The organism is Bifidobacterium sp. UTCIF-38, from assembly GCF_006454495.1.
Classification (GTDB): Bacteria; Actinomycetota; Actinomycetes; order Actinomycetales; family Bifidobacteriaceae; genus Bifidobacterium; species Bifidobacterium callitrichos.
Genome location: NZ_JFAL01000023.1, coordinates 17,714 through 38,082, shown reverse-complemented (window position 1 = coordinate 38,082; position 20,369 = coordinate 17,714). Strand labels below are relative to the sequence as shown.

Below are 20,369 nucleotides of genomic sequence, written 5' to 3'. Positions count from 1 at the left end.
GCTCAGCCCGCGAGCGCGAACTGGCTGTTGTAGAGGTCGGCGTAGAAGCCGCCGGCTTCGAGCAGCTGCTCGTGGGTGCCGCGTTCGATCACGTCGCCGTGGTTCATGACGAGGATCATGTCGGCGTCGCGGATGGTGGAGAGGCGGTGCGCGATCACGAACGAGGTGCGTCCGACGGTGAGCGCGTCCATCGCCTTCTGGATGAGCTCCTCGGTGCGCGTGTCGACCGAGGAGGTGGCCTCGTCGAGGATGAGGATCGGCGCGTCCTGCACCATCGCGCGGGCGATGGTCAGCAGCTGCTTCTGCCCGGCGGACAGGGACGTGTTCTCGTCGAGCACGGTGTCGTAGCCGTCCGGCAGGGACATGATGTAGTGGTGCAGGCCGACCGCCTTGCACGCCTTCTCGATCTGTTGATCCGTGACTCCGGGCTTGGCGTAGGCGATGTTCTCGCGCACGGTGCCGTGGAACACCCAAGTGTCCTGCAGCACCATCGAGAACTGTTCGTGCACGTTCCAGCGCGGTACACTCGCGGTGTCGACGCCGTCGATCATGATGCGTCCGCCCGCGATCTCGTAGAAGCGCATGAGGAGGTTTACCATCGTGGTCTTGCCGGCGCCGGTCGGGCCGACGATCGCGACCTTCTGTCCGGCTTTGACGGATGCCGAGAAGTCATGGATGATCGGCTTGCCGGGTTCGTATTCGAAGCGCACGTGGTCGAATTCGACGTCGCCCTTCACCTCGCGCCCGCCGGCGTACTTCGTGCCGAGCAGCGCGGGCTTGGCCGATTCGTCGGCCATCTCCGGCTCCTCGAGGAAGCCGAACACACGCTCGGATGCGGCGGCGCAGCGCTGGAGGTTCTGGAACGCCTGCGCGAACTGGCTGAGCGGCTGCGTGAACAGTCGCACGTACATCATGAACGCGACGATCACGCCGAATTCGATGTCTCCGTTCATCGCGAGCGCGGCGCCGACCACGCACACGACCACGTAGCCGAGGTTGCCGACGAACATCATGAGCGGCATCATGAGTCCGGAGAGGAACTGCGACTTCCAGCCGGAGTCATACAGGTCGTTGTTGTACTTTTCGAAGCGTTCGATCGAGTCGGCCTCGCCGTTGTACGCCTTGACGATGATGTGGCCGGCGTACATCTCCTCGACGTGTCCGTTGACGTCGCCGAGTGCGATCTGCTGACGCGTGAAGTAGCGTTGCGACGCCTTCATGATCGTCATCATGAGCACCAGTCCGATGAGGCTTGCGCCGATCGCGGACAGCGTCATGATCACGTTGTTGTAGAACATCATGACGAGTGCGCCGACGAACAGCGTGGTCGACGTGATGAGCGAGCCGAGCGACTGGCCGAGGGTCTGGCCGATCGCGTCGACGTCGTTGGTGATGCGCGAAAGCACGTCGCCGTAGCTGACCTTGTCGAAGTAGCTCAGCGGCAGCTTGTTGATCTTGACGCTGATCGATTCGCGCAGTCGCTGGGCGGTGCGCTGGGTGACGTTCGCCATGAGCCAGCTCTGGATGTAGCCGAGCACCGCGTATCCGACGTACAGGGCGACGAGCGTGAAGCCGATGCGCGAGACCGCGTCGAAGTCGACGGCGCCCATGACCGGTTTGCCGTGGACCATCGCGGGCAGACCCTTGGTGATCTCGTTGGTCATGTCCTTGAGCTTGTCCGGTCCGATGATCTGGAACACCGTTCCGGTGGCGCCGAGCACGAGCGCGATGATGATGACGGGGATGTAGTTACGGCAGAAGCGCACGAGCTTGCCCATGGTCTGCCCGAAATCCTGCGGCTTTTCGACGGGGCCGCGTCCCGGTCCGCCGCCCATTGGTCCTTTTGGCATATCAAAGTCCTTTCATATTCATGCATTCATGCATGTGATTCGTAGTGTTGCCGTGTTGTCGGCTGGGATTGGCTGCGGGCGACGCCTACGCCATGAGTTCGGTCTGGCTGAGCTGCGATTCGGCGATCTGGCGGTAGACCTCGCAGTTCTCGAGCAGTTCGCGATGCGTACCTTCGCCGACGACGCGCCCCTCGTCGAGCACGACGATGAGGTCGGCGTTCATGATCGTGCCGATACGCTGAGCGACGATGAGCTTGGTCGCGTCCTTCGCGTGGGTCGCGAGCGCGTCGCGCACCTCGCGGTCGGTCCTGAAGTCGAGCGCGCTGAACGAGTCGTCGAAGACGAGGATCTCCGGATCGCGGTAGACGGCGCGCGCGATGGACAGGCGCTGCTTCTGGCCGCCGGACACGTTCGAGCCGCCCTGCGCGATGGACGAGTCGAAACCGTCGTCCATGCGGGCGACGAATTCACTGGCCTGCGCGACGTCGGCCGCCTCGCGGATGCGGGCGTCGCGGACGTCGTCGCGCGCGGGTTCGCCATCCGCCTCGTCACCGTACGAGATGTTCCCCGCGACGGTTCCCTTGAACAGCACGGAGCGCTGCGGTACGTAGCCGATCTTGTCGCGCAGGTCGCGGATCCGGTAGTCGCGCACGTCAACGCCGTCGACGAGCACCTGCCCTTCGGTCGCGTCGTAGAAGCGCGGGACGAGGTTGACGAGAGTCGATTTGCCGGAGCCGGTCGAGCCGATGAACGCGACGGTCTGACCGCGCGTGGCCTTGAACGAGATGTGCTCGAGCATCGGTTCACGCGAATCGGGGTAGGTGAAGCTCACGTCGCGGAACTCGACCTCGCCGCGCAACGTTGTTTCACGTGAAACAGGCGCGGCTCCCGAGCCGTCCTTGACGATCGGCTCGGTGTTGATGACCTCCAGCACGCGCTGCGCGGACACGTCGGCGCGCGGCCAGAGCACGAACACCATGCTCATGAGCAGGAAGCTCATGATGACCTGCACGGAGTAGCTGGAGAAGACGACCATGTTGGAGAACACGGTGAGCTTGTCCGTCAGGGCGGCCGCGTCGATGAGATACGCGCCGATCCAGTAGACGGCGAGCATGAGACCGTTCATCACGGTGTTCATCAGCGGCATCATGATGGCCATCGCGCGGTTGGTGAACAGCTGCGTGTCGGTGAGCTCCTTGTTGGCCTTGGTGAACTTGGACTCCTGATAGTTTTCGGCGTTGTATGCGCGCACGACCTTGAGGCCGGTGAGGTTCTCGCGCGCGACCAGGTTGATGTTGTCGGTCAGCGCCTGCATCGCCTTGAACTTCGGCATGACCATCGCCATGAGGACAACGATCGTGACGAGCAGCACGACGACCGCGATCGCGGTGGCGGTCGTCCATTCGACGCCGTCACTGGAGATCTTGGCGACGGCCCAGACCGCCATGATCGGCGATTTGACGATGAGCTGCAGGCCCATCGTGATGAACATCTGGATCTGCGTGATGTCATTGGTCGAGCGGGTGATGAGGCTGGCGGTCGAGAACCGCTCCATCTCGGCGGGGCCGAACGACTCGACTCTGCGGAATTCGAGCGATCGCAGGCGACGCCCGAAGCTGGCGGCGACGCGCGCCGAGATGAAACCGGTGACGATCGCGCAGGCGACCGATCCGAGCGAGACGAGCATCATCTTGCCGCCGGCGATCCAGATGTCGGCCATCCGGCTGCCCGGCGTTTCGACGAGCCTGGTGATGTCGGACATGAAGTCGGGCAGCTTCAGATCGAAGTAGATCTGTCCGACGATGGTCACCAGCGCAAGAAGCATCTGAGCGATCTCCGATTTGGAGAGGTATTTCATGATGCGAAGCATTGGAATCCCCCTGTCTGGTTTGAGTTGGGTTGGATTGGGCTGAATTGTGGGCTGTGGGTTGAGTTGCAGTCCGGTTTGCGGGCCGGACCGGGTTGAGTTGCGGGCCGGACCGAGCGGATTGACCGTGGTCATCCCGCAATCCGCCCCGGACTCCGCCCAGACCGTTCCGACCGTGCGCACCAACCCACAGCCTTCTGAAATTGTTCTGAGTCTTAAATTACTTACACCCAGAGATATTACACGCGATGCTTGGCGTTTCCTGATAATGCGGCCAGAGAAATGGACTCGCTTACTGCCCTACTGCTCGAACGCCTTGCGCACTTCCTCGGCGGTAGGGCGCGGCTCGCCCGGACGGCAGATCGACATGTACGTCATGAACTCGCGCGACAGATCGACGAACTCGCGCGTGCGCCGCTCCCCCATCTGCGAGAAGATCCAGCACACCGCCGAACGCATCTCCTCCATATCGCGCCGGGCAGTCGTCTCACCGTCCCGCGTCAAGCGGACGTGCACGACGCGACGGTCGTCAGGGTCGGATTCGCGCACGATCATGCCCTTCTTCTCCAGCGCGGACAGCACGGTGGACACGCGGCCCGAGCTCACACGCAGGGCATCGGCGATCTGCGAGGGGGTCATTGCCCCGTGGACCGCAAGCTGGCGGATGACGAAATGCTCGCCATGGGAGCCGCGGGTCACCTCGCGCTGCATAGCCGACTTGTGACACCACACCTTGGTGGCGAGCTCGTCGAACGCCTCCTGCTCGAACCCCATACACGCCTCCATCTCGAGAGCAATCCCCCATAGATTATCTCATAGCGTAAACAACTCTCACCGAGAGCGATCTGTAGCGCCCCTACCCCAGCGTCGCCATCTCCTCGTCGGTCAGACGCAGGTCGACCGCGGCGAACGAGTCGCGGATCTCGTGCGGGTTGCGCGCGCTCGGAATCGTGAACAGTCGATCGTAGCGGGTCAGCTCCCATGCGAGCACGACGCGCTGATACGAGACACCGCGCGCGGCCGCGACAGCGCGGAACGGCTCGTAGGCGCGCGCGTCGAACGGATCGAGGAACCCGCCGAGCGGCGACCAGCACACGAAGTCGAGGCCGAGCTCGGCGCAATGCGCCATCGTCGACTCCGGATCGGGGTGGGACGGCGAGAACTGGTTCTGCACGGCGATCAGCCCATCCCCGAGGATCGCGCGCGCGACGTCGATCTGCGCGTTGTCGACGCGCGAGATACCGGCATAGCGGATCACGCCCTCGTCGAGCAGGATCTTGAGCGCACCGATCTGATCCTCGTACGGCACGTCCGGATCGGGCCCGTGCGAGTACAGCAGATCGAGCGCGTCCACGCCCAGATGCAACGCGGACTCCTTCGCGTCGCGGATCATCGTCTCGGGCCGCGAATCGGCCATCCAGCCATACCGGCTGCCGGCCGCCTGCAGACGCTGGCGGGATTCGCCGAGCTCATCTCGTGTAGCGCCATCACCGGACACGTCATCGGACACGCCGTCGGACGCCACAGTCGTGTCGATTGTCCTGCGATACCCGGTCTTCGTGGCGACGAGCACCTCGTCGCGCGGCCCGTCCCAGCTGGCGAGCGCATCGCGCACCAGCATCTCGCCGTAGCCGAAATCGCCGTCCACACCGGTGCCGTCCACACCGGGCGCGCTCGGCAGGTAGTACGACCATGCGGCGTCCAGGTAGCGCACGCCGGCGTCAAGTCCGGCGTGGATCGTCGCGATCGCCGTATCGCGATCCGGCCTCCCCTCGATCGACAGCGCCATCGTGCCCATGCCGAGTCGCGGGACGCGATGCCCCGCGAAATCTACGTCGTTCGCATAATCCGTCGCGCCACGCAGCGCGGAATCCCCGTTGCTCATGACTCCATCATCGCACGAAGGCGAGGCTACCGGACGCGCCACGCCACGCGAAACCGCACCACGACAAGCAAATGCCGGACAAATGAGACATCGAAGCGCGAAACGCCGCAAGGGCAATATCGAACCGGTCCAATTGCCGCGTTTCCTGTGATATACGTAACAAAATATGCGAGAAGATGTCCAAATACTGGCCAAGGGGGCACCCCGAGACTATAGTGGATTCATGTAAGGCACCGAAGCCCTCAAAGGAGAACCCGAGGAAGGGGAATATCATGGAACGGAACGTTTGCTGCATAGCCGGCTGCACCCATCAGGCGGAGGAGGCGGGCATGTGCGGAATGCACTACACCGCGGCCCTCGTCCACGGAGCACTGCAATACGCGACACCTGCCGGGCGTCCGTCGCGTTCCTGAACGCGCGACACGACGTCGGACGACACGGGACAAACCATGAATGATGAACGTCGAAAAGGTCGGCCGAATCGCACATATTGCATGAATCGTGAGTAGAGCAGCCCATGGACGGGCGATGCGCGCGGAACTGCGAACACCGTGCGCGGGAATGCTGGATCGAACCCAAGTCGAAGAGGATCGAAGAAACCGGGGTCACAACACCATCGGACATCGCGGATGACTGACACCACGACTGACAGACGTATGCTTTGAGCCGCACAACGGCGAATGACATGAGTCGATGCAATCGCAGATATAACTGAACGAACAATTGAATCACGCACGTATAAAAGCGACCGAAAGGTCGCTTTTTTCGTTCATCACGTCCTCATCACCCCCGTCACCCGTCACCCAACGCCCACTGCACAACCCAACGCCCAACACCCCGCCACCCAACACCCGTCACCCAACACCCGTCACACATCACCCGTCACACATCACCCGTCACACAACCCAACGCCCAACACCCAACACCCATCGCGCACCCCAACACCCAACGCCCAACACCCAACACCCATCGCGCACCCCAACACCCAACACCCAACACCCAACACCCAACACCCAACACCCCGTCACCCGTCACCCACCGCGCACCCATCACGCACTCTCAACACCCATCGCGCGGTGTTTTGCCCATGAAGCGGTGAGCCGTTTTGGCGAATTGGCGGAATTCCGCCATTTTCCGTCACCGCGCGATGGGAGATACACCGCTTCATGGGACAATCACCGCACGATGGACAGCGCAACCGCGCGATGGACACGATCACGGAGCACCGGCACCGACATCAGCACCGACACCGACATCAGCACCAGCACCAGCACCGACATCAGCCGCACGGTGACGCCCGGTACTTGACACGCGAAACACACGAATAGCGTGGAATAGCACGGTGCCGACGAGCACGACCGCAACGGCAAGCACCGCCGCCCAGCCGGAGCGCAGCCAGGCATCGGGCGAAGCGGGCATGCGGATCGCACGCGATCGAGCGGAACCGGACGGGTCGACGCCGGCGCGTTCGAGATCGCGGGCGCGCTCGCCGGTGACCAGCAGTCGATGCGTGTTGACGCCATACGGCGTGCAGGTGAGGAGCGTGACCAGATCGCGGCCGGATTGCGACGCGAGCAGTCCGGGTTGCGACGTGCGCAGCGCGGACTCACCACCACCAACGGACTCGCCACCGCCCGCAGTTCCACCACCACCAACGGACTCGCCGACGCCCGCAACTCCGCCACCGCCCGCAGTTCCGCCGCCGCCCACCGCCACGGCATCCGGGTCCACGACGCGGATGCCGATGACGCGGTAGACGTGCGTGTCGCCGAGCACGGTGATGGTGAACGCGTCGCCGCGCTCGAGTTCGTCGAGACGCGTGAACAGTTCGGCCGACGGCAGCCCGCGATGCCCGGCGATCACGCTGTGATTGCCCATGCCGCCAATGGGCAGCGCGCTGCCGGGTACGTGGCCGACTCCGGCTGCGAGCGCGCGATCGCCGACGCCGTGGAACACCGGCAGTTTCAGGTCGATGACCGGGATCACGAGTACGCCCATCACCCCGTCGCCGTTCGGATCGAGCAGATCCTCATAGCGCGGGGATGCGGCGGACGACCGGGACGCTGCGGACGACCGGGACGCGGCGGACGACCGGGACGCGGCGGACGACCGGGATGCGGCGGACGACCGGGACACGCCGCCGCCCGTAGCGTCCCCCGGCACATCGCCCGCCAATGCGGCGTTGTACCGTTCGGCTTCGGCGAGCAGGCGTTCGCGCCGCTCGTCCGAGACCGAACGGGACGCGCGATCGTAGCCGGCGATGATCTGTGCCTGATCGCGGCGGGCGGCGGATTCGGCGATCGCCGGGTACGCGCACAGGGCGATCCCGGCGAGGACCAGCATGGCGGCGATCGCGGACGGCAGGGCTCGCCGCACGCGCGATCGCACGCTCATGCGGTGTCTCATGCGCGGCGCCTCATCTGCGGCGTCGGCGCATCACCGCGGCCAGCGTCACGCCGCCGCCCGCGAGCAGGACGCCGATGACGCCGAATGCGATCACGCCGGCGGCACCGGTGATCGGGAGTCCGCCGCGATAGTTCCGCACCTCCCTGTACGCGTAGCCGGCGGTCTTCTGTCCGACGACCGTGCCGGTGAATTCAACGTCGGTGCGATCGTCTTCGGTCGCGGTGTCGACGATGCTGAACGGGATCGGCTGGGTGATGATGGTGTATCCGTCGGGCGCCTGCGTTTCGGTGAGCGTGTAGGAGCCCGGTCGCAGGCCGGAGATCCACAGTTGTCCGGAGTCGGAGACCGCCAGATCGCGGGTGAGTGCACCCCGATCCTCGTCGACGATCCCGCCGTCGGCGTCACGCTTCGGCAGGCGATAGCGTCCGGATTCGGTGAGCGGAACCACGCCCTCGTACGTGTCGGCGACATCGCCGCCGAGCGCGAAGACCGCGCCGGAGAGCGGCTTGCCGTCGCCACTGGTCTTGACGACCTCGAGACCGTACGAGAAGGCGGTCACGCGGTCCTTGTCGGTGTCGTGCGACTGGGAGTGATACGGGTCGTTCGAATACTCCAACGTCACCTCGTTCGGGTTGCCGGTCGGGCCGACGGCGGCGCGATCGTTGACGATCGCCCGGTAGCGCACGTGGATCGCGTCGTAGCCGCGGATGCCGTCGTAGTACGTGCCGCTCAGGTCGAGGCGGAACGTGTATGTTCTCTCGTCGGCGCCGGAGCCCTCATCCGCTCCCACGCTCAGCCCGTACTGTTCGGCGGTGAGACGCGTTTCCGCGTCATCGCCGGCAGGTTCGGCGGATGCCGTGACGCCGTACACCTCGATCGACTCCCCAACGAGCGTCAGTCCGGCGGACATCGTGTCGGCGATCGTGAAATCGCGATACATCGCATTGTTCGGGAAGACCGGCACGTCGGCGCGCAGGTCGAAAGTGACAGCGTCGCCGATCGCGATGACGTCCGAACCGGAATCCTTCGCGTCGCGGCCCGACACGTGTCCGTCGTCGCGCTGCTCGTTGATCGACTTGTCGACACCCGGGGACGAATGCTTGGCCACCGCCTCGAACCGTTCGGCGACGAGCCATTGCCTGCTTTCGGCGTCGTACTGCGGTGTGAGGTTCGCGATCACCGGCCGATGGACGCGCGGGCCGCCGGACGTGATCACGAGGTAACCGCCGAGCGGCAGTCCGGCGAAGGTCGCGACGGCGTCGGACGCGTCTCCTCCGCTCACCGCACCTGTCACGCCGGTGTGCGATTCAAGACCGGCGAGACCGTTCCCCTCGGATCCTTCGGTTCCTTTGGATCCGGCCGACCGCTCAGCGATGAACCTAGCGAGTCGATCGGCGAAATCGGCGATCTGCCCGGCCGTCGCGGTTGTCGGATCACCCGTCTCGTCGTTCTGCAGTCCGGCGTAGGCGTCGCCGACCGAATCGTCGTCCGCGATGAAATCGACGCCGTGCTTCGCGTCGTAGTCGCGCACGAACTCGCGCAATGGTTCGGCCCACGCGTAGGGCGGCGCCGCAGGCGATGCGCCGTTCACGTCGAGCTTCAGCTCGATGACCCGATGCGCGACGCTCGTCGACCCGGTTTCGACGCCGCGTACGACGAGTTCGGCGGTCGAATCCTTGGAAAGCGGAATCCCGGTCGAGGCGACGGGCAGGGTGCCGGGATTGGCGGCGAGCGCCGCCGACGGCGCCAACGATATGCCAGCGATCAGCGCGATTGCGCCGATCACCGCCGCGACCGTACGCGACGCGACTGCACGGGTTCCCCGGAACCGGGAGAACCGTGGCGTTCGGCCGGATTCGCCGCCGTTCGGCCCCGGATCGGACGTCGCCGCAACGACCGTATTCCGCACGTCACTCGTGCGAAGTGTGGACTGGTGATTGGTGAACATCATTGTTCCTTTCTATGTGATTTATGTGATTGTTGTGCGATGCCATGGGCGGATGGTGAGCCGATGCATGCGTCATCGGCGGGCGTGGCGACGCGACGCGTGGGTGACGATCAGCGCGCCGACGAGCAGCAGCGTGACTCCGGCCGCCGCGATGGCGACGATGCCTCCGGCGCCGGTTTTCGGCAGGGTGGTGGTTTTGGCGACGTTCGTGAAGACGAAGATCAGCGGGCCGGTGAACGGTCGCCTCGGGTTCGGCGTGAATCCGGTGATGGAACCGTCTTCCGCCTTGATGGCCACGTTCGTCTGCTCGGAGTCATAGGTGCCGAGCAGGGTCTTCTTGCCGACGACCGGTTTGCCGCCGGCGCCGGACGTCACCTTGGCGTAGTGCACCGTGGCGGCCAGTCCCTGATACCACTTGGGCGTGTCGGAGGTCTCAGCCTCGTCCTCATCTCCGTCCGATTCATCGGCCGGTTCACCGTTCATCTTGAACTTGCCGAGCCAGTTCGGCCCGACGTCGACGTACACCTTGTAGGACACGCCTTCGGGGTTGTAGCTGACGCCGAGATCGAATTCGTCGACTTCCTCGGTGATGGTGAGCTCGTATGATCCGGACTTGTCGAAGGTCAGCGGACTGAAGTCGACGACGCCATAGTGCTTGCCCAGTTTCGTGCCGGTCGACTTGACCCCGACCGTCTCGTGGATCTCGCCGCGACTGTCGGCGCCGTCGATGGTGAAGCGGAAGCGATCGTCCTCGAACGCCTCGTCGCCGCCCTCGAGCGTTTTGGAGGCGGGGATGCGCAGGTACACCGGCAGCGGCTGGTCCCCGATCGTCACGATATCGGCGTCCGTGGCCGCGCGATGATACACGCGTGATCCCGCGTCGACGCTGATCGTGGCGGTCGAACAGCCGAGCTGCCTGCCCTTGATCATCGCGTTGATCGCATCCTGCGCTCCGGCGGTGGTCTCGAACCGTTGCGTGGTGGCGGATTCGTCGCCCTTATCGCCGAACGTGACCGTGTACCCGCTTCCCTCCGCGGACGCTCCGGACAGGTCCGGCTTGCCGTCGTCGCCGATCGGGGCGGCCTCGGCGAGCGGCTTGAGACCGTCTCCGCTCGCCGTGAAATCGTTGATCGCGATGGCCTTGCCGCCGTTTCTGACGTATACGCCGTCGTCCACACGGATCGTGTCGAGTTTGGAGGTGCGGGTGATGTTGTTCGTGGCGGTGTACCAGCTGGACGCGTTCCTGAAGTTGTCGGCGCGCCCGGTGACGCCGTCGACGAGCACCTCGGCCTCGCTCCCCTGCCCGCCGGTGATCGACAGGCCGGTGATCGCGCTGCCGGAGTCCGTGCCGGCGACCGTGACCTTGACCGGATTCGGATCGGGCAGGTCGTAGCCGGCCGGCGGGTCGATCTCCTTGAGGTAGTAGTCGCCCGGCTGGAGGTATTCGAACCGCACGACACCGTCCTCGCCGCTGTCCGCGATGTCGGTCTCCTTCATCCTGATGCCGCCGTTCTCGTCGCGCTGGATCTGGCCGGCCATGGTGAGGTCCGCCTGACGCGCGGGCTTGGTGGCGGCCTTGTCCTCGTAGAGGCGGAATCGCGCGTATCGCAGCGGCTGCTGGTTGGTGGCGTCGATCTTGCGCGCCGCGACGTCGCCCAGAATCACCGCCTCGCCGGAGATGTGCACGGCACTCAAGTAGGTGACGCTGGTGCGGTAGTGATAGTCGAGGGATTGCAATTGCTCGACGGTACCGCCGAAATGCTGATACAGGTGAGTGAACGCCAGTCGCTCGGTGTACTCGCCGTCATCGCCGCAGGCCGGGATCGACATCGTGACGGTGTTGTCCTTGGTGGAGATCCGGTCGGTCGGATGCTGCGTGGTCTCAGGGTCCGTTCGATACTTGAACGTCGGGGTGATGTCGGTCGGATGCACGGTTTTGCCGGGTGATTCGGACGATTCGGTCGATTCGGTCGAGCTGATGGGAGTCAGGTCGACCGGCGCCCCGCGACCGGTGAGCGTCGTGTCGATGACGACCGACGCGTCCTTGCCCTTCGGGTTGCGCAGCATCGAAACGGAGAGGTTGTTACGAGCCGTGGTATTAAATGCATGATGACCGCTGCGCGCCTTGGTAAGGTTGTACTCGTACGGACGCTTCGGCAGCACGGTCAGGTTGATCGGCGCTATATCGATCGCCGGACCTTCCGGCGTATCGTACGGCCGTTCGCCTTCACCGGCCGGCTCGTATGCGTCCTCGATGAACGCCAGACTCTTGTGCGAACCGGTGTCGGCGATCTTCAGCACGCCCACGTTCGTGAGCAGCGTGACGCCGGTCAGCACAGCGCCGTCCTCCAACGGGCGCGACACGGTGATCGTCGTGTGGTCCGGGTCATCGATGCCGAAATAGGAGATCACGTCCGCGGCGGAATCGGGCATGCCCTGCGGCGCATGCTCGAGTTTTTCATCCGTGTAGTCCTGTCCGGAGTCGCGGATCGCGTCGTACACCGCGTCGGCGAACACGGCCGAATCGGGGAACTGCTCGTCGATGTAGCCGCGCACGTCCGCCCACGTCACGCCATCCGGCAGCGTGGTGGACGACGGGCCTTCGGCGACGATCGTCGTGTCGGCCGCATCCCTGTCCGCGGCAACGGCGACGGAACCGCCGCGGACCGAGGCGAACCCGGTGACGGCCACCGGGGCCGCTGCAGCCGCCGGCGACAATACGGTCAGCAGCATCGCCGCGACGGTCAGACACGTCCCCATCCTGCGCATCAGGGATTCCGGCGCACGGCGTTTCGCCGGCGTTGGCCGTGCCGATCTTGCCGGCCAGGTCGGCCTGATCGTGTCCCGTGTTCCCGAAGTTCTCCGTCTCCGCGAGGCTCCCGGCCCGCAGATTCCGCGGCCATTCGGCCTGGTGGTATGCCATTCGTGCCTCATCGCACGTCCTTCCCTAGAAATGTGTCGTTATGCGTCCCCCGAACCCCGATCCGGCGTTCAGACGAAGCGATCCCGCACACGAGTCGTCGTCGACCCGTACCAAGGAACCGCTGTTCGAACGGTCCCATGCAAAGAAGACAGCCCGACACATCGCGATTCAGGAGAATTCGGCCGGTTGGTGACCTTTCACCAGCAGATGAGAACCACGCCCAAGGCCATACAGATATCGGCTACGCGTCGATCCGCCGACAGGAAAAGACTGCAATGCCGACGATAACGCCATCTCAGGCAGACATGTCACGAACAGGCGGGCGATCCATCGCGTGCGCGCGCCTCTTTACACGCGCATCGCGACCACAACACTCCCGGCCTCCCCTGCGTCACATATGCGTCTTCACAGTTCTTTCACGCATATCGCGCGCAGCACGCCGACAATCGCGAATCGTCCGCCAGCGGAACCCACTGACGGACGAGATCAAGGTCGCACCCGGCCGACCGCCAGGGCCACGAGCTCAGCGGCCCAACGCGGCCTTGAGATCGCGATTCTGGAAATGATCGTGCAACAGGCAGTAGCCGCCGAACACGGCGAGCCACACCAAGCCGGCGATCGCGGAGCCGATCGTGTCCGAGGCGAGGAACAACGTCACATAGATGAACACGAAGAACACGATCGCAATGGTGTTCGTCACCTTGTAGGCCGGCATCACGAAGCCGTCGGGGATGAAATCGGCCGAACGGCGGTAGCGCCGATGCGCGACCATCGTCAGGATGTAGATGAAGATGATCACCGCGGACGAGGCGGACGAGAACAGCACGAACGCGCTCGACACCTGCGGGAACGCGTTGATCACCGGCGACAGCAGCACCAGCGCGGCCGACACGAGGATCGCACGCGCCGGCACGCGACGCTTCGAGACGACGCCGATCCTCTGGAACGCCGGCGACTCCGACTCGATCGCCAGCTGGTAGAGGTGACGGCCGGCCGAGTACAGCAGCGAGTTCAACGACGACGACGCGGCCGTGATCACCACGAAGAACACCAGCGCGGACGCCCAGTTCAATCCCGCGTACTGGAACACCATGATGAACGGGGAGGCGAACGAGCCGTCCTTGTTCGGCTTGAACGTGGTCCACGGCACGATGCACATGATCGCCACCAGCGCGCCCACGTAGAAGATCAGGATGCGCATGATGATCTCGTTGATCGCCTTCGGCAGCACCTTGCGCGGATTCTGCGTCTCCGACACCGTCACGCCGACGAACTCGATCGCCTCATACGCGAAGAACACCATCTGGAAGCTCATCAGGAACGCCAGCCAGCCGTTCGGCGCGATCGAGAAGTTCGTGAACAGGTTGTCGAGACCCGCATGGCCGGCGGGCGACGGCGCGCTCTGGCCGACAATCTGCACGGAGTCGTAATGGTAGCCGATCACGACCATCACCACGGCGGTGACGATCATCGCACAGATCAGCGTGATCTTGATCATCGAGAACCAGAACTCAGCCTCGCCGAACGCCTTGACGGCGATCAGGTTGATGGTGGCGAGCACGACGAGGAACGCCAGCTCGATCAGCCATTTCCACGCGCTCAGGTCGATGCCGAACGTGTTGAAGAACGTGATGAAATACGTCGAGACGGCCGTGATCTCGGTCATGCCGATGAGCACGAGCACGATCCAGTACGACCATCCGGCGAACTTGCCCCAGCCGTTGCCGAGGTAGCGGGTGATGAAGTTGATGAACGTGTGCTGGCTCGGATCGCGGTACATCATCTCGCCGATCGCGCGCATCAGCATGAACATGACCAGGCCGACGCCGATGTACACGAACACGATCGACGGGCCGGTCAGGGCGATCGACTTGCCGGAGCCGAGGAACAGGCCGGTGCCGATCGTGCCGCCGATGGCGATGAACTGGACGTGGCGATTGTTGAGGCCGCGATCCATCTCGTTGTTCGCATCGAGGCTCTCGACGGACTTCAGCGTCGCACCGTCCGCGCCTGCGCTCGTACCACCTACGCCGTTCATGCCGCCCGAACGCGTGTTCGCATCGCTCATACAGCCGACCTCACTTCTCGATTCGCGTGTTCAATGCAGGTTCAAACTGTAGCACCGGACCGGCCGAAGAAGTTCATTCAGTTCAATTATCATGTAACGTCTCTGTGAACTTTGCAAATCCGAGTTCAATTTTTCTCTTGCGCTTTGCGACTCAAAATTGAACTTTGTTGTTCCAGCGTAGGCCGCGTGGGGGCGGCGGTCCGCTATTGTGGACACGCTCAAGGCATGATTATTCGATACTCTTCAGCGAGACGGCGGGGTCGATGCGGTCTAGGACTGGGTTGGTGAGGAGCTGGACCAGTAGTGCGAAGGCGAGGGTCACTGCGGCGGCGATCAGATAGCTCGCGGGCTGCACGTGGACCTCGAAGTACATGCCGGGCATGTTGAGGGCGGCGGTCAGCAGCCCTCCGACCCAGCGCCCCAGAGGCAGTCCGACCACGATGCCAACGAGGGTCAGGATCATCATCTCCTTGTTCACGTACGTGTGCACTTCGCGATCGTAGAAGCCGAGCACCTTGAGCGTGGCCATCTCGCGCACGCGTTCGGACACGTTGGTGTTGGCGAGCGTGAACAGCACGACCAGCGCGAGTCCGCCTGCGAGCCCGACGATCAGGGCGACGACCGCGGCCATGAGCTTGAACTCGAAGCTCCGCTCGAGCTTGGCGTTGCTGACGGCGCTCAGCACCTTCGCGTCGCGGCCGAGCTTGGCGGCATAGTCGATCTGATCGTCGTCCGAACCCTTCAGGTTCGCATAGATCGCGTTCAGTTCGACGCCGTCGGAGACCGTGTCGGACGCGTCGTCCCCGGCGTCCGCGCCGAACAGCTGCTTGTAGTAGGCGGTGGTCATGTACAGGTCGGAGCCGATCACGGACTCGCTGACGGCGTAGACGCGCGCCTTGGCGCGTTCGGAACCGCCGTTGTGCAGGGTGATCTCATCACCTGCCTCGACGCCGAGCGAGGCCGCGGCGGATCGCGAAACGATCACGCCGGAGCCGGTGAAGGTCGGCGAATCGGCGACATCGGTGGCCCCGGTCCCGCCGGTATCGCCCAGCTTGATCTCGTCACCGGTGTGGTAGTCCCCCATCGTGCCGTCGGCGACGACACGCAGATCGGCGATCCGCACCAAGTCGCCGGCGGCCGGCACGGCGACCAACTGGACGGTGGTCGACTCGTCGGCGGCGTTGGTCATCTCGCCGCTGTCGATGCGTGCGGGCGTCATCGCGCCGTCGAGCTTGCCGTCGCCGCGCAGTCGCTGCTCGACGGCGGCGAGATCGTCGTGATCGGTGACGACCATCAGGTCGTAGCGGTAGATGTCCTGATACTGGCGTGCGGGGATCGCGTCGACGCTGTCGTTGATCGCGAGGCCGCACACGATCAGCGCGGTGCAGCCGGCCACGCCGCCGACCGTCATGATCAGACGCGATTTGAATCGCATGATGTTGCGCACGGTCACCTTGTTGAGGAATCCCATGCGACGCCACACCGGGCGCACGCGTTCGAGCAGAACGCGCGTGCCGGCCTTCGGCGCCTTCGGACGCATCAGCGCGGCCGGCGTCTGGCGCAGTTCGCCCGCGCACGCGACGATGGTCGCGACGACGATGCCGACGACGAACAGGGCGATGCCGGCCGATCCGTACACCCAGTCGTATTCGAGACGCACGCCGGGCACCGCGTACAGGCCCTGCAACACAACAAGCAGGAACGCAGGAATCCCGATGAACCCGGCGACGAGTCCCAGTCCGCCGCCGATCAGGCAGGCGAGCGCGGCGAACAGCACGTAGCGGGCGGCGATCGCGGCCGGCCCGTAGCCGAGGCCGACGTAGGTGCCGATCAGGCCGCGCTCCTCCTCGACCATGCGGGTCATCGCGGTCAGGCTCATCAGCACGGCGACGGTCAGGAACACGACCGGGAACGCGCGGCCGATCGATTCGATCGAGCTCACGTCGGATTTGAGCTGGCTGAACCCGCCGATCGCGGAGCGTGTGCTCACGTACCAGCGCGCCTGCGCGATCTTGTCGGGCACCTGCGCACGCTGCTGGTCAAGTTGCGCTTGCATTTGCGCCTGCACTTCGGCAGGCTGCAGACTCGCCTTGGCTCGGGCGTCGTCGATCTTCCGCTGGGCCTCGTCGATGAGCTGCTGACGGCGCGCCTTCTGGCGTTGCGACTGGATCTGCTCGGCAATACGGTCGACGACGGCTCTGACGGTCCGATCGTAGCGGTCGGAGAACGTGTCCTCGGTCTTGGCGCCGCTCACGGTGAGGCTGATCGAGGTGTAGACGTCGCCGGTCACGCCGTCGGAGGGCGCGAAGAACGCGTAGTCGGAGGCGGCGTTGTTGCGGAACGCCTCGCTGCTGATGCCGTCCGGGTTGCTCAGGTCGGCGAGGTCGAGCACCTGCCCGGTGATGGTGAGCTGCGTGGGGAATGAGGGCGAATCGTCAGCGGAATCCGTGTTGGCATCATCCGTGGCGACCGGGGTGACGGTGAGTTTGTCGCCGATCCTGTAGCCGCTGTCCTTGAGGAACTTGCGGGTGACGGCCACCTCGCCGGCCCTTGTGGGCATGCGGCCGGATTCAAGATACGGTCGGTCGAGAGCCGCGGCATCGCCCGAGCCGCCGCCGGCGCCGCCGCCTGCGATCTCGTTGATCGTCACGGTCTTCTCGGCGCCGTCGATCGGCACCTTGACGGCCTGGCTGCGCATGCCCTGCACGGTTTCGACGCCGTCGACCGCGCGCAGGGCGTCGACGTCGTCGGACGTCAGCCCGAGCGTGGAGACCACCTGGATGTCACGCAGACCCTGCGCATCGTAGAACCGGTCGGCGCCACGGAACATGTCGCGGCATCCCGCGTAGATGCCGGTGAGCACGGCCACGCCGAGCAGCGAGATCACCGCGATCGACACGAATCGCTTCCACGAGCGCAGCCAGCAGCGCAGCATGTCCTTGACGAACGCGCGTCCGGTCATCACACGCCTCCTCTCACCATTCGATGTCGGCGATGGGCGTCGGATGCTCGTTGACCTCGGCGGCGGTCACGCGGCCCGAACGGAAGTGGATCACCTTGTGCGCCATCGGGGCGAGCGCCGAGTTGTGGGTGATGATCATCACGGTCATCCCCTGCTCGCGGCAGATGTCCTGCAGCAGGGTGAGCACCTCCTTGCCGGTCTCGTAGTCGAGCGCGCCGGTCGGCTCGTCGCACAGCAGCAGCTTCGGCTTCTTCGCGATCGCGCGGGCGATCGACACGCGCTGCTGCTCGCCGCCGGACAGCTGCGCCGGGAAGTTGTCAAGCCGCTCCCCCAGCCCGACCTTGCGCAGCGTGTCGGCCGGGTCGAAATGGTCCGGGCAGATCTGACTCGCCAGTTCGACGTTCTCCAGCGCGGTCAGATTGGGCACGAGATTGTAGAACTGGAACACGAATCCGATGTCGTTGCGACGGTAGGTGATGAGGTCGCGTTTCTTGAGATCCGTGATGTCGCGCCCGCCGACGACCACGCGACCGGAGGTGGCGGTGTCCATGCCGCCCAGGATGTTCAGGGCCGTGGTCTTGCCCGCGCCCGACTGGCCGAGGATCACGGTCAGCTCGCCCTGATCGGCGGTGAAGCTCGCGCCGTCGAGCGCCCGGATCGGTCTGCCGCCGCCCGTCGGATACTCCTTGATCACGTTGTCGAATTCGATGTACGCCATGTCGCTCACCTCATTCTCTATTTAACCCTATTTCGCTGGGTAAAACGGCCGCCCCATATCACGCGGTATCACCCATATCTCGCGCAGATCGAGACTGCCGGCGAGGCGGGGACATACAATGGCGGTCATTGCGATCACGACGATTGCGATGACCACGCCCGCCGGTGCCTCCCACAACCGGGCATCCGGGACATTCGGGAGCGGTCAGACCACCGAGACAAGAGAGTTAAAGAATCGAGAGAGATCATGAGTTCCACCAATCCCGCGGCACCGCAGGTCCAAAAGCCGCGCGAGACCGATGACGTGCCGGTGCCGGCGACGCTGCGCAAGTCGCTGAAGAACCGCCATATCCAGCTGATCGCGCTGGGCGGCGCGATCGGCACGGGCCTGTTCTACGGCTCGAGCGAGTCGATCGCGCTGGCCGGCCCTGCGATCCTGCTCGCCTACCTGATCGGCGGCCTCGCGATCTTCATGATCGTGCGCGCGCTGTCCGAAATGAGCGTCGAGGACCCGAAGGCGGGCGCGTTCAGCTACTACGCGACACGCTACTGGTCCAAGCGCGCCGGCTTCATCTCCGGCTGGAACTACTGGTTCAACTACATCCTCGTCTCCATGGTGGAGCTCGCCGTGGTGGGCTCGTTCGTCAACTACTGGTTCCCGGCGATCCCGACGTGGGTGTCGGCGGCCGTGTTCCTCGTGGTGATCTGCGCGGCGAACCTGCTGGGCGTCTCCAAGTTCGGCGAGTTCGAGTTCTGGTTCGCGATCATCAAGATCGTGGCCGTGATCGCGATGATCGTCGGCGGCCTCGCGGTGATCGTCTTCGCGCTGCCGACCGACTCGGGCGTGAAGGCGAGCTTCGCGAACTGGTTCACCGTGGGCGGCGGATTCCTGCCGAACGGCCTGATGGGACGCGCGTCCGACGGCTCGTGGACGGGCCTGCTGATGGCGCTCGTCGTCGTGATGTTCAGTTTCGGCGGCACCGAACTCATCGGCATCACCGCCGGCGAGACCGAGGATCCGAAGACCACGATCCCGCGCGCCACCAACGACATCATCTGGCGCATCCTCGTGTTCTACATCGGCGCGCTGGGCGTGATCATGGCGGTCGTGCCGTGGAACACGATCGACGGCAAGTCGAGCCCGTTCGTGCAGATCTTCGACTCGGTGGGCGTGCACGCGGCCGCCGGTATCTTGAACTTCGTGTGTCTCACCGCCGTGATGAGCGTGTACAACTCCGGCCTGTACGCCAACTCGCGCATGCTGTACTCGCTCGCCAAGCAGGGCAACGCCCCCGCGTTCCTCGGCCGCTTGAACGCGCATGGCGTGCCGGTGGCGGGCGTGCTCACCTCTGCCGTGATCACCGCGTTCGCCGTGGTGGTCGTGTTCGTATGGCCCGATTTCGCGTTCAACTATCTGATGTCGATCGCCACGATCGCGGGCATCATCAACTGGACGATGATCATGATCACCGAGATGAAGTTCCGCCGCGTGGTGGCGGCCGGCGGCGCGCCCGAGGACACCGATCTGGCCGGCAAGTCCGGGCAGGAGGCGCTCGACGCGATCCACTTCAAGCTGCCGTTCGCGCGCGTCACCCCGTGGGTTGTGCTTGCGTTCCTCGCGCTCGTCGTGGTGCTCATGTGCTTCTCCGCCAGCTATCGCGTGGCCGTGATCGCCGGCGTGATCTGGCTGGCGATCCTATTCGTCGCCTATCAGGTGAGTAATAGGAAGTAACGCGCGCAGCG

The 20,369-nt window shown here is 64.6% G+C and carries 11 protein-coding genes; 1 reads left to right on the top strand and 10 read right to left on the bottom strand.

Annotated features, from left to right (window positions below; genetic code table 11):
• Positions 1 to 2 precede the first annotated feature (2 nt).
• The 10 genes from BW11_RS07940 to BW11_RS07895 form a co-directional block, all read right to left on the bottom strand.
• Positions 3 to 1,850, bottom strand: coding sequence for an ABC transporter ATP-binding protein (locus tag BW11_RS07940; RefSeq protein ID WP_140445264.1), 1,848 nt, complete (start codon positions 1,848 to 1,850; stop codon positions 3 to 5).
• Between the two features lie 85 nt (positions 1,851 to 1,935).
• On the bottom strand, positions 1,936 to 3,720 hold the full coding sequence (locus tag BW11_RS07935; RefSeq protein WP_140445265.1) for an ABC transporter ATP-binding protein: 1,785 nt from the start codon (positions 3,718 to 3,720) through the stop codon (positions 1,936 to 1,938).
• A gap of 297 nt (positions 3,721 to 4,017) precedes the next feature.
• Positions 4,018 to 4,491: a MarR family winged helix-turn-helix transcriptional regulator gene (locus BW11_RS07930; RefSeq protein WP_140445266.1), complete on the bottom strand. Its 474-nt coding sequence runs from the start codon at positions 4,489 to 4,491 to the stop codon at positions 4,018 to 4,020.
• 82 nt (positions 4,492 to 4,573) lie between these two features.
• On the bottom strand, positions 4,574 to 5,602 hold the full coding sequence (locus BW11_RS07925) for an aldo/keto reductase (RefSeq protein ID WP_140445267.1): 1,029 nt from the start codon (positions 5,600 to 5,602) through the stop codon (positions 4,574 to 4,576).
• 1,215 nt (positions 5,603 to 6,817) lie between these two features.
• On the bottom strand, positions 6,818 to 7,996 hold the full coding sequence (locus tag BW11_RS07920; RefSeq protein WP_140445268.1) for a class C sortase: 1,179 nt from the start codon (positions 7,994 to 7,996) through the stop codon (positions 6,818 to 6,820).
• A 22-nt stretch (positions 7,997 to 8,018) separates the two neighbouring features.
• Entirely contained in the window at positions 8,019 to 9,959 is a 1,941-nt protein-coding gene (locus BW11_RS07915; protein WP_140445269.1) for a SpaH/EbpB family LPXTG-anchored major pilin, read from the bottom strand.
• A 69-nt stretch (positions 9,960 to 10,028) separates the two neighbouring features.
• On the bottom strand, positions 10,029 to 12,725 hold the full coding sequence (locus BW11_RS07910; RefSeq protein ID WP_181162549.1) for a SpaA isopeptide-forming pilin-related protein: 2,697 nt from the start codon (positions 12,723 to 12,725) through the stop codon (positions 10,029 to 10,031).
• A gap of 677 nt (positions 12,726 to 13,402) precedes the next feature.
• Entirely contained in the window at positions 13,403 to 14,947 is a 1,545-nt protein-coding gene (locus BW11_RS07905) for an amino acid permease (RefSeq protein ID WP_375137651.1), read from the bottom strand.
• Between the two features lie 229 nt (positions 14,948 to 15,176).
• Complete coding sequence (locus BW11_RS07900; protein WP_140445270.1) at positions 15,177 to 17,909, bottom strand: FtsX-like permease family protein; 2,733 nt, start codon at positions 17,907 to 17,909, stop codon at positions 15,177 to 15,179.
• A gap of 13 nt (positions 17,910 to 17,922) precedes the next feature.
• On the bottom strand, positions 17,923 to 18,627 hold the full coding sequence (locus BW11_RS07895) for an ABC transporter ATP-binding protein (RefSeq protein WP_140445271.1): 705 nt from the start codon (positions 18,625 to 18,627) through the stop codon (positions 17,923 to 17,925).
• A 246-nt stretch (positions 18,628 to 18,873) separates the two neighbouring features.
• Between BW11_RS07895 and BW11_RS07890 the strand changes: the two genes are divergently transcribed.
• On the top strand, positions 18,874 to 20,358 hold the full coding sequence (locus tag BW11_RS07890) for an amino acid permease (RefSeq protein WP_140445272.1): 1,485 nt from the start codon (positions 18,874 to 18,876) through the stop codon (positions 20,356 to 20,358).
• The last annotated feature ends 11 nt before the right edge of the window (positions 20,359 to 20,369 follow it).

Bases quoted from the DNA above. Each gene is read 5' to 3' on its own strand.
- BW11_RS07905 (WP_375137651.1), bottom strand. From the start codon at position 14,947: ATGAGCGATGCGAACACGCGTTCGGGCGGCATGAACGGCGTAGGTGGT.
- BW11_RS07930 (WP_140445266.1), bottom strand. From the start codon at position 4,491: ATGGGGTTCGAGCAGGAGGCGTTCGACGAGCTCGCCACCAAGGTGTGG.
- BW11_RS07900 (WP_140445270.1), bottom strand. From the start codon at position 17,909: ATGACCGGACGCGCGTTCGTCAAGGACATGCTGCGCTGCTGGCTGCGC.
- BW11_RS07910 (WP_181162549.1), bottom strand. From the start codon at position 12,725: ATGCGCAGGATGGGGACGTGTCTGACCGTCGCGGCGATGCTGCTGACC.
- BW11_RS07890 (WP_140445272.1), top strand. From the start codon at position 18,874: ATGAGTTCCACCAATCCCGCGGCACCGCAGGTCCAAAAGCCGCGCGAG.
- BW11_RS07920 (WP_140445268.1), bottom strand. From the start codon at position 7,996: ATGAGCGTGCGATCGCGCGTGCGGCGAGCCCTGCCGTCCGCGATCGCC.
- BW11_RS07915 (WP_140445269.1), bottom strand. From the start codon at position 9,959: ATGATGTTCACCAATCACCAGTCCACACTTCGCACGAGTGACGTGCGG.
- BW11_RS07940 (WP_140445264.1), bottom strand. From the start codon at position 1,850: ATGCCAAAAGGACCAATGGGCGGCGGACCGGGACGCGGCCCCGTCGAA.
- BW11_RS07925 (WP_140445267.1), bottom strand. From the start codon at position 5,602: ATGAGCAACGGGGATTCCGCGCTGCGTGGCGCGACGGATTATGCGAAC.
- BW11_RS07935 (WP_140445265.1), bottom strand. From the start codon at position 3,720: ATGCTTCGCATCATGAAATACCTCTCCAAATCGGAGATCGCTCAGATG.
- BW11_RS07895 (WP_140445271.1), bottom strand. From the start codon at position 18,627: ATGGCGTACATCGAATTCGACAACGTGATCAAGGAGTATCCGACGGGC.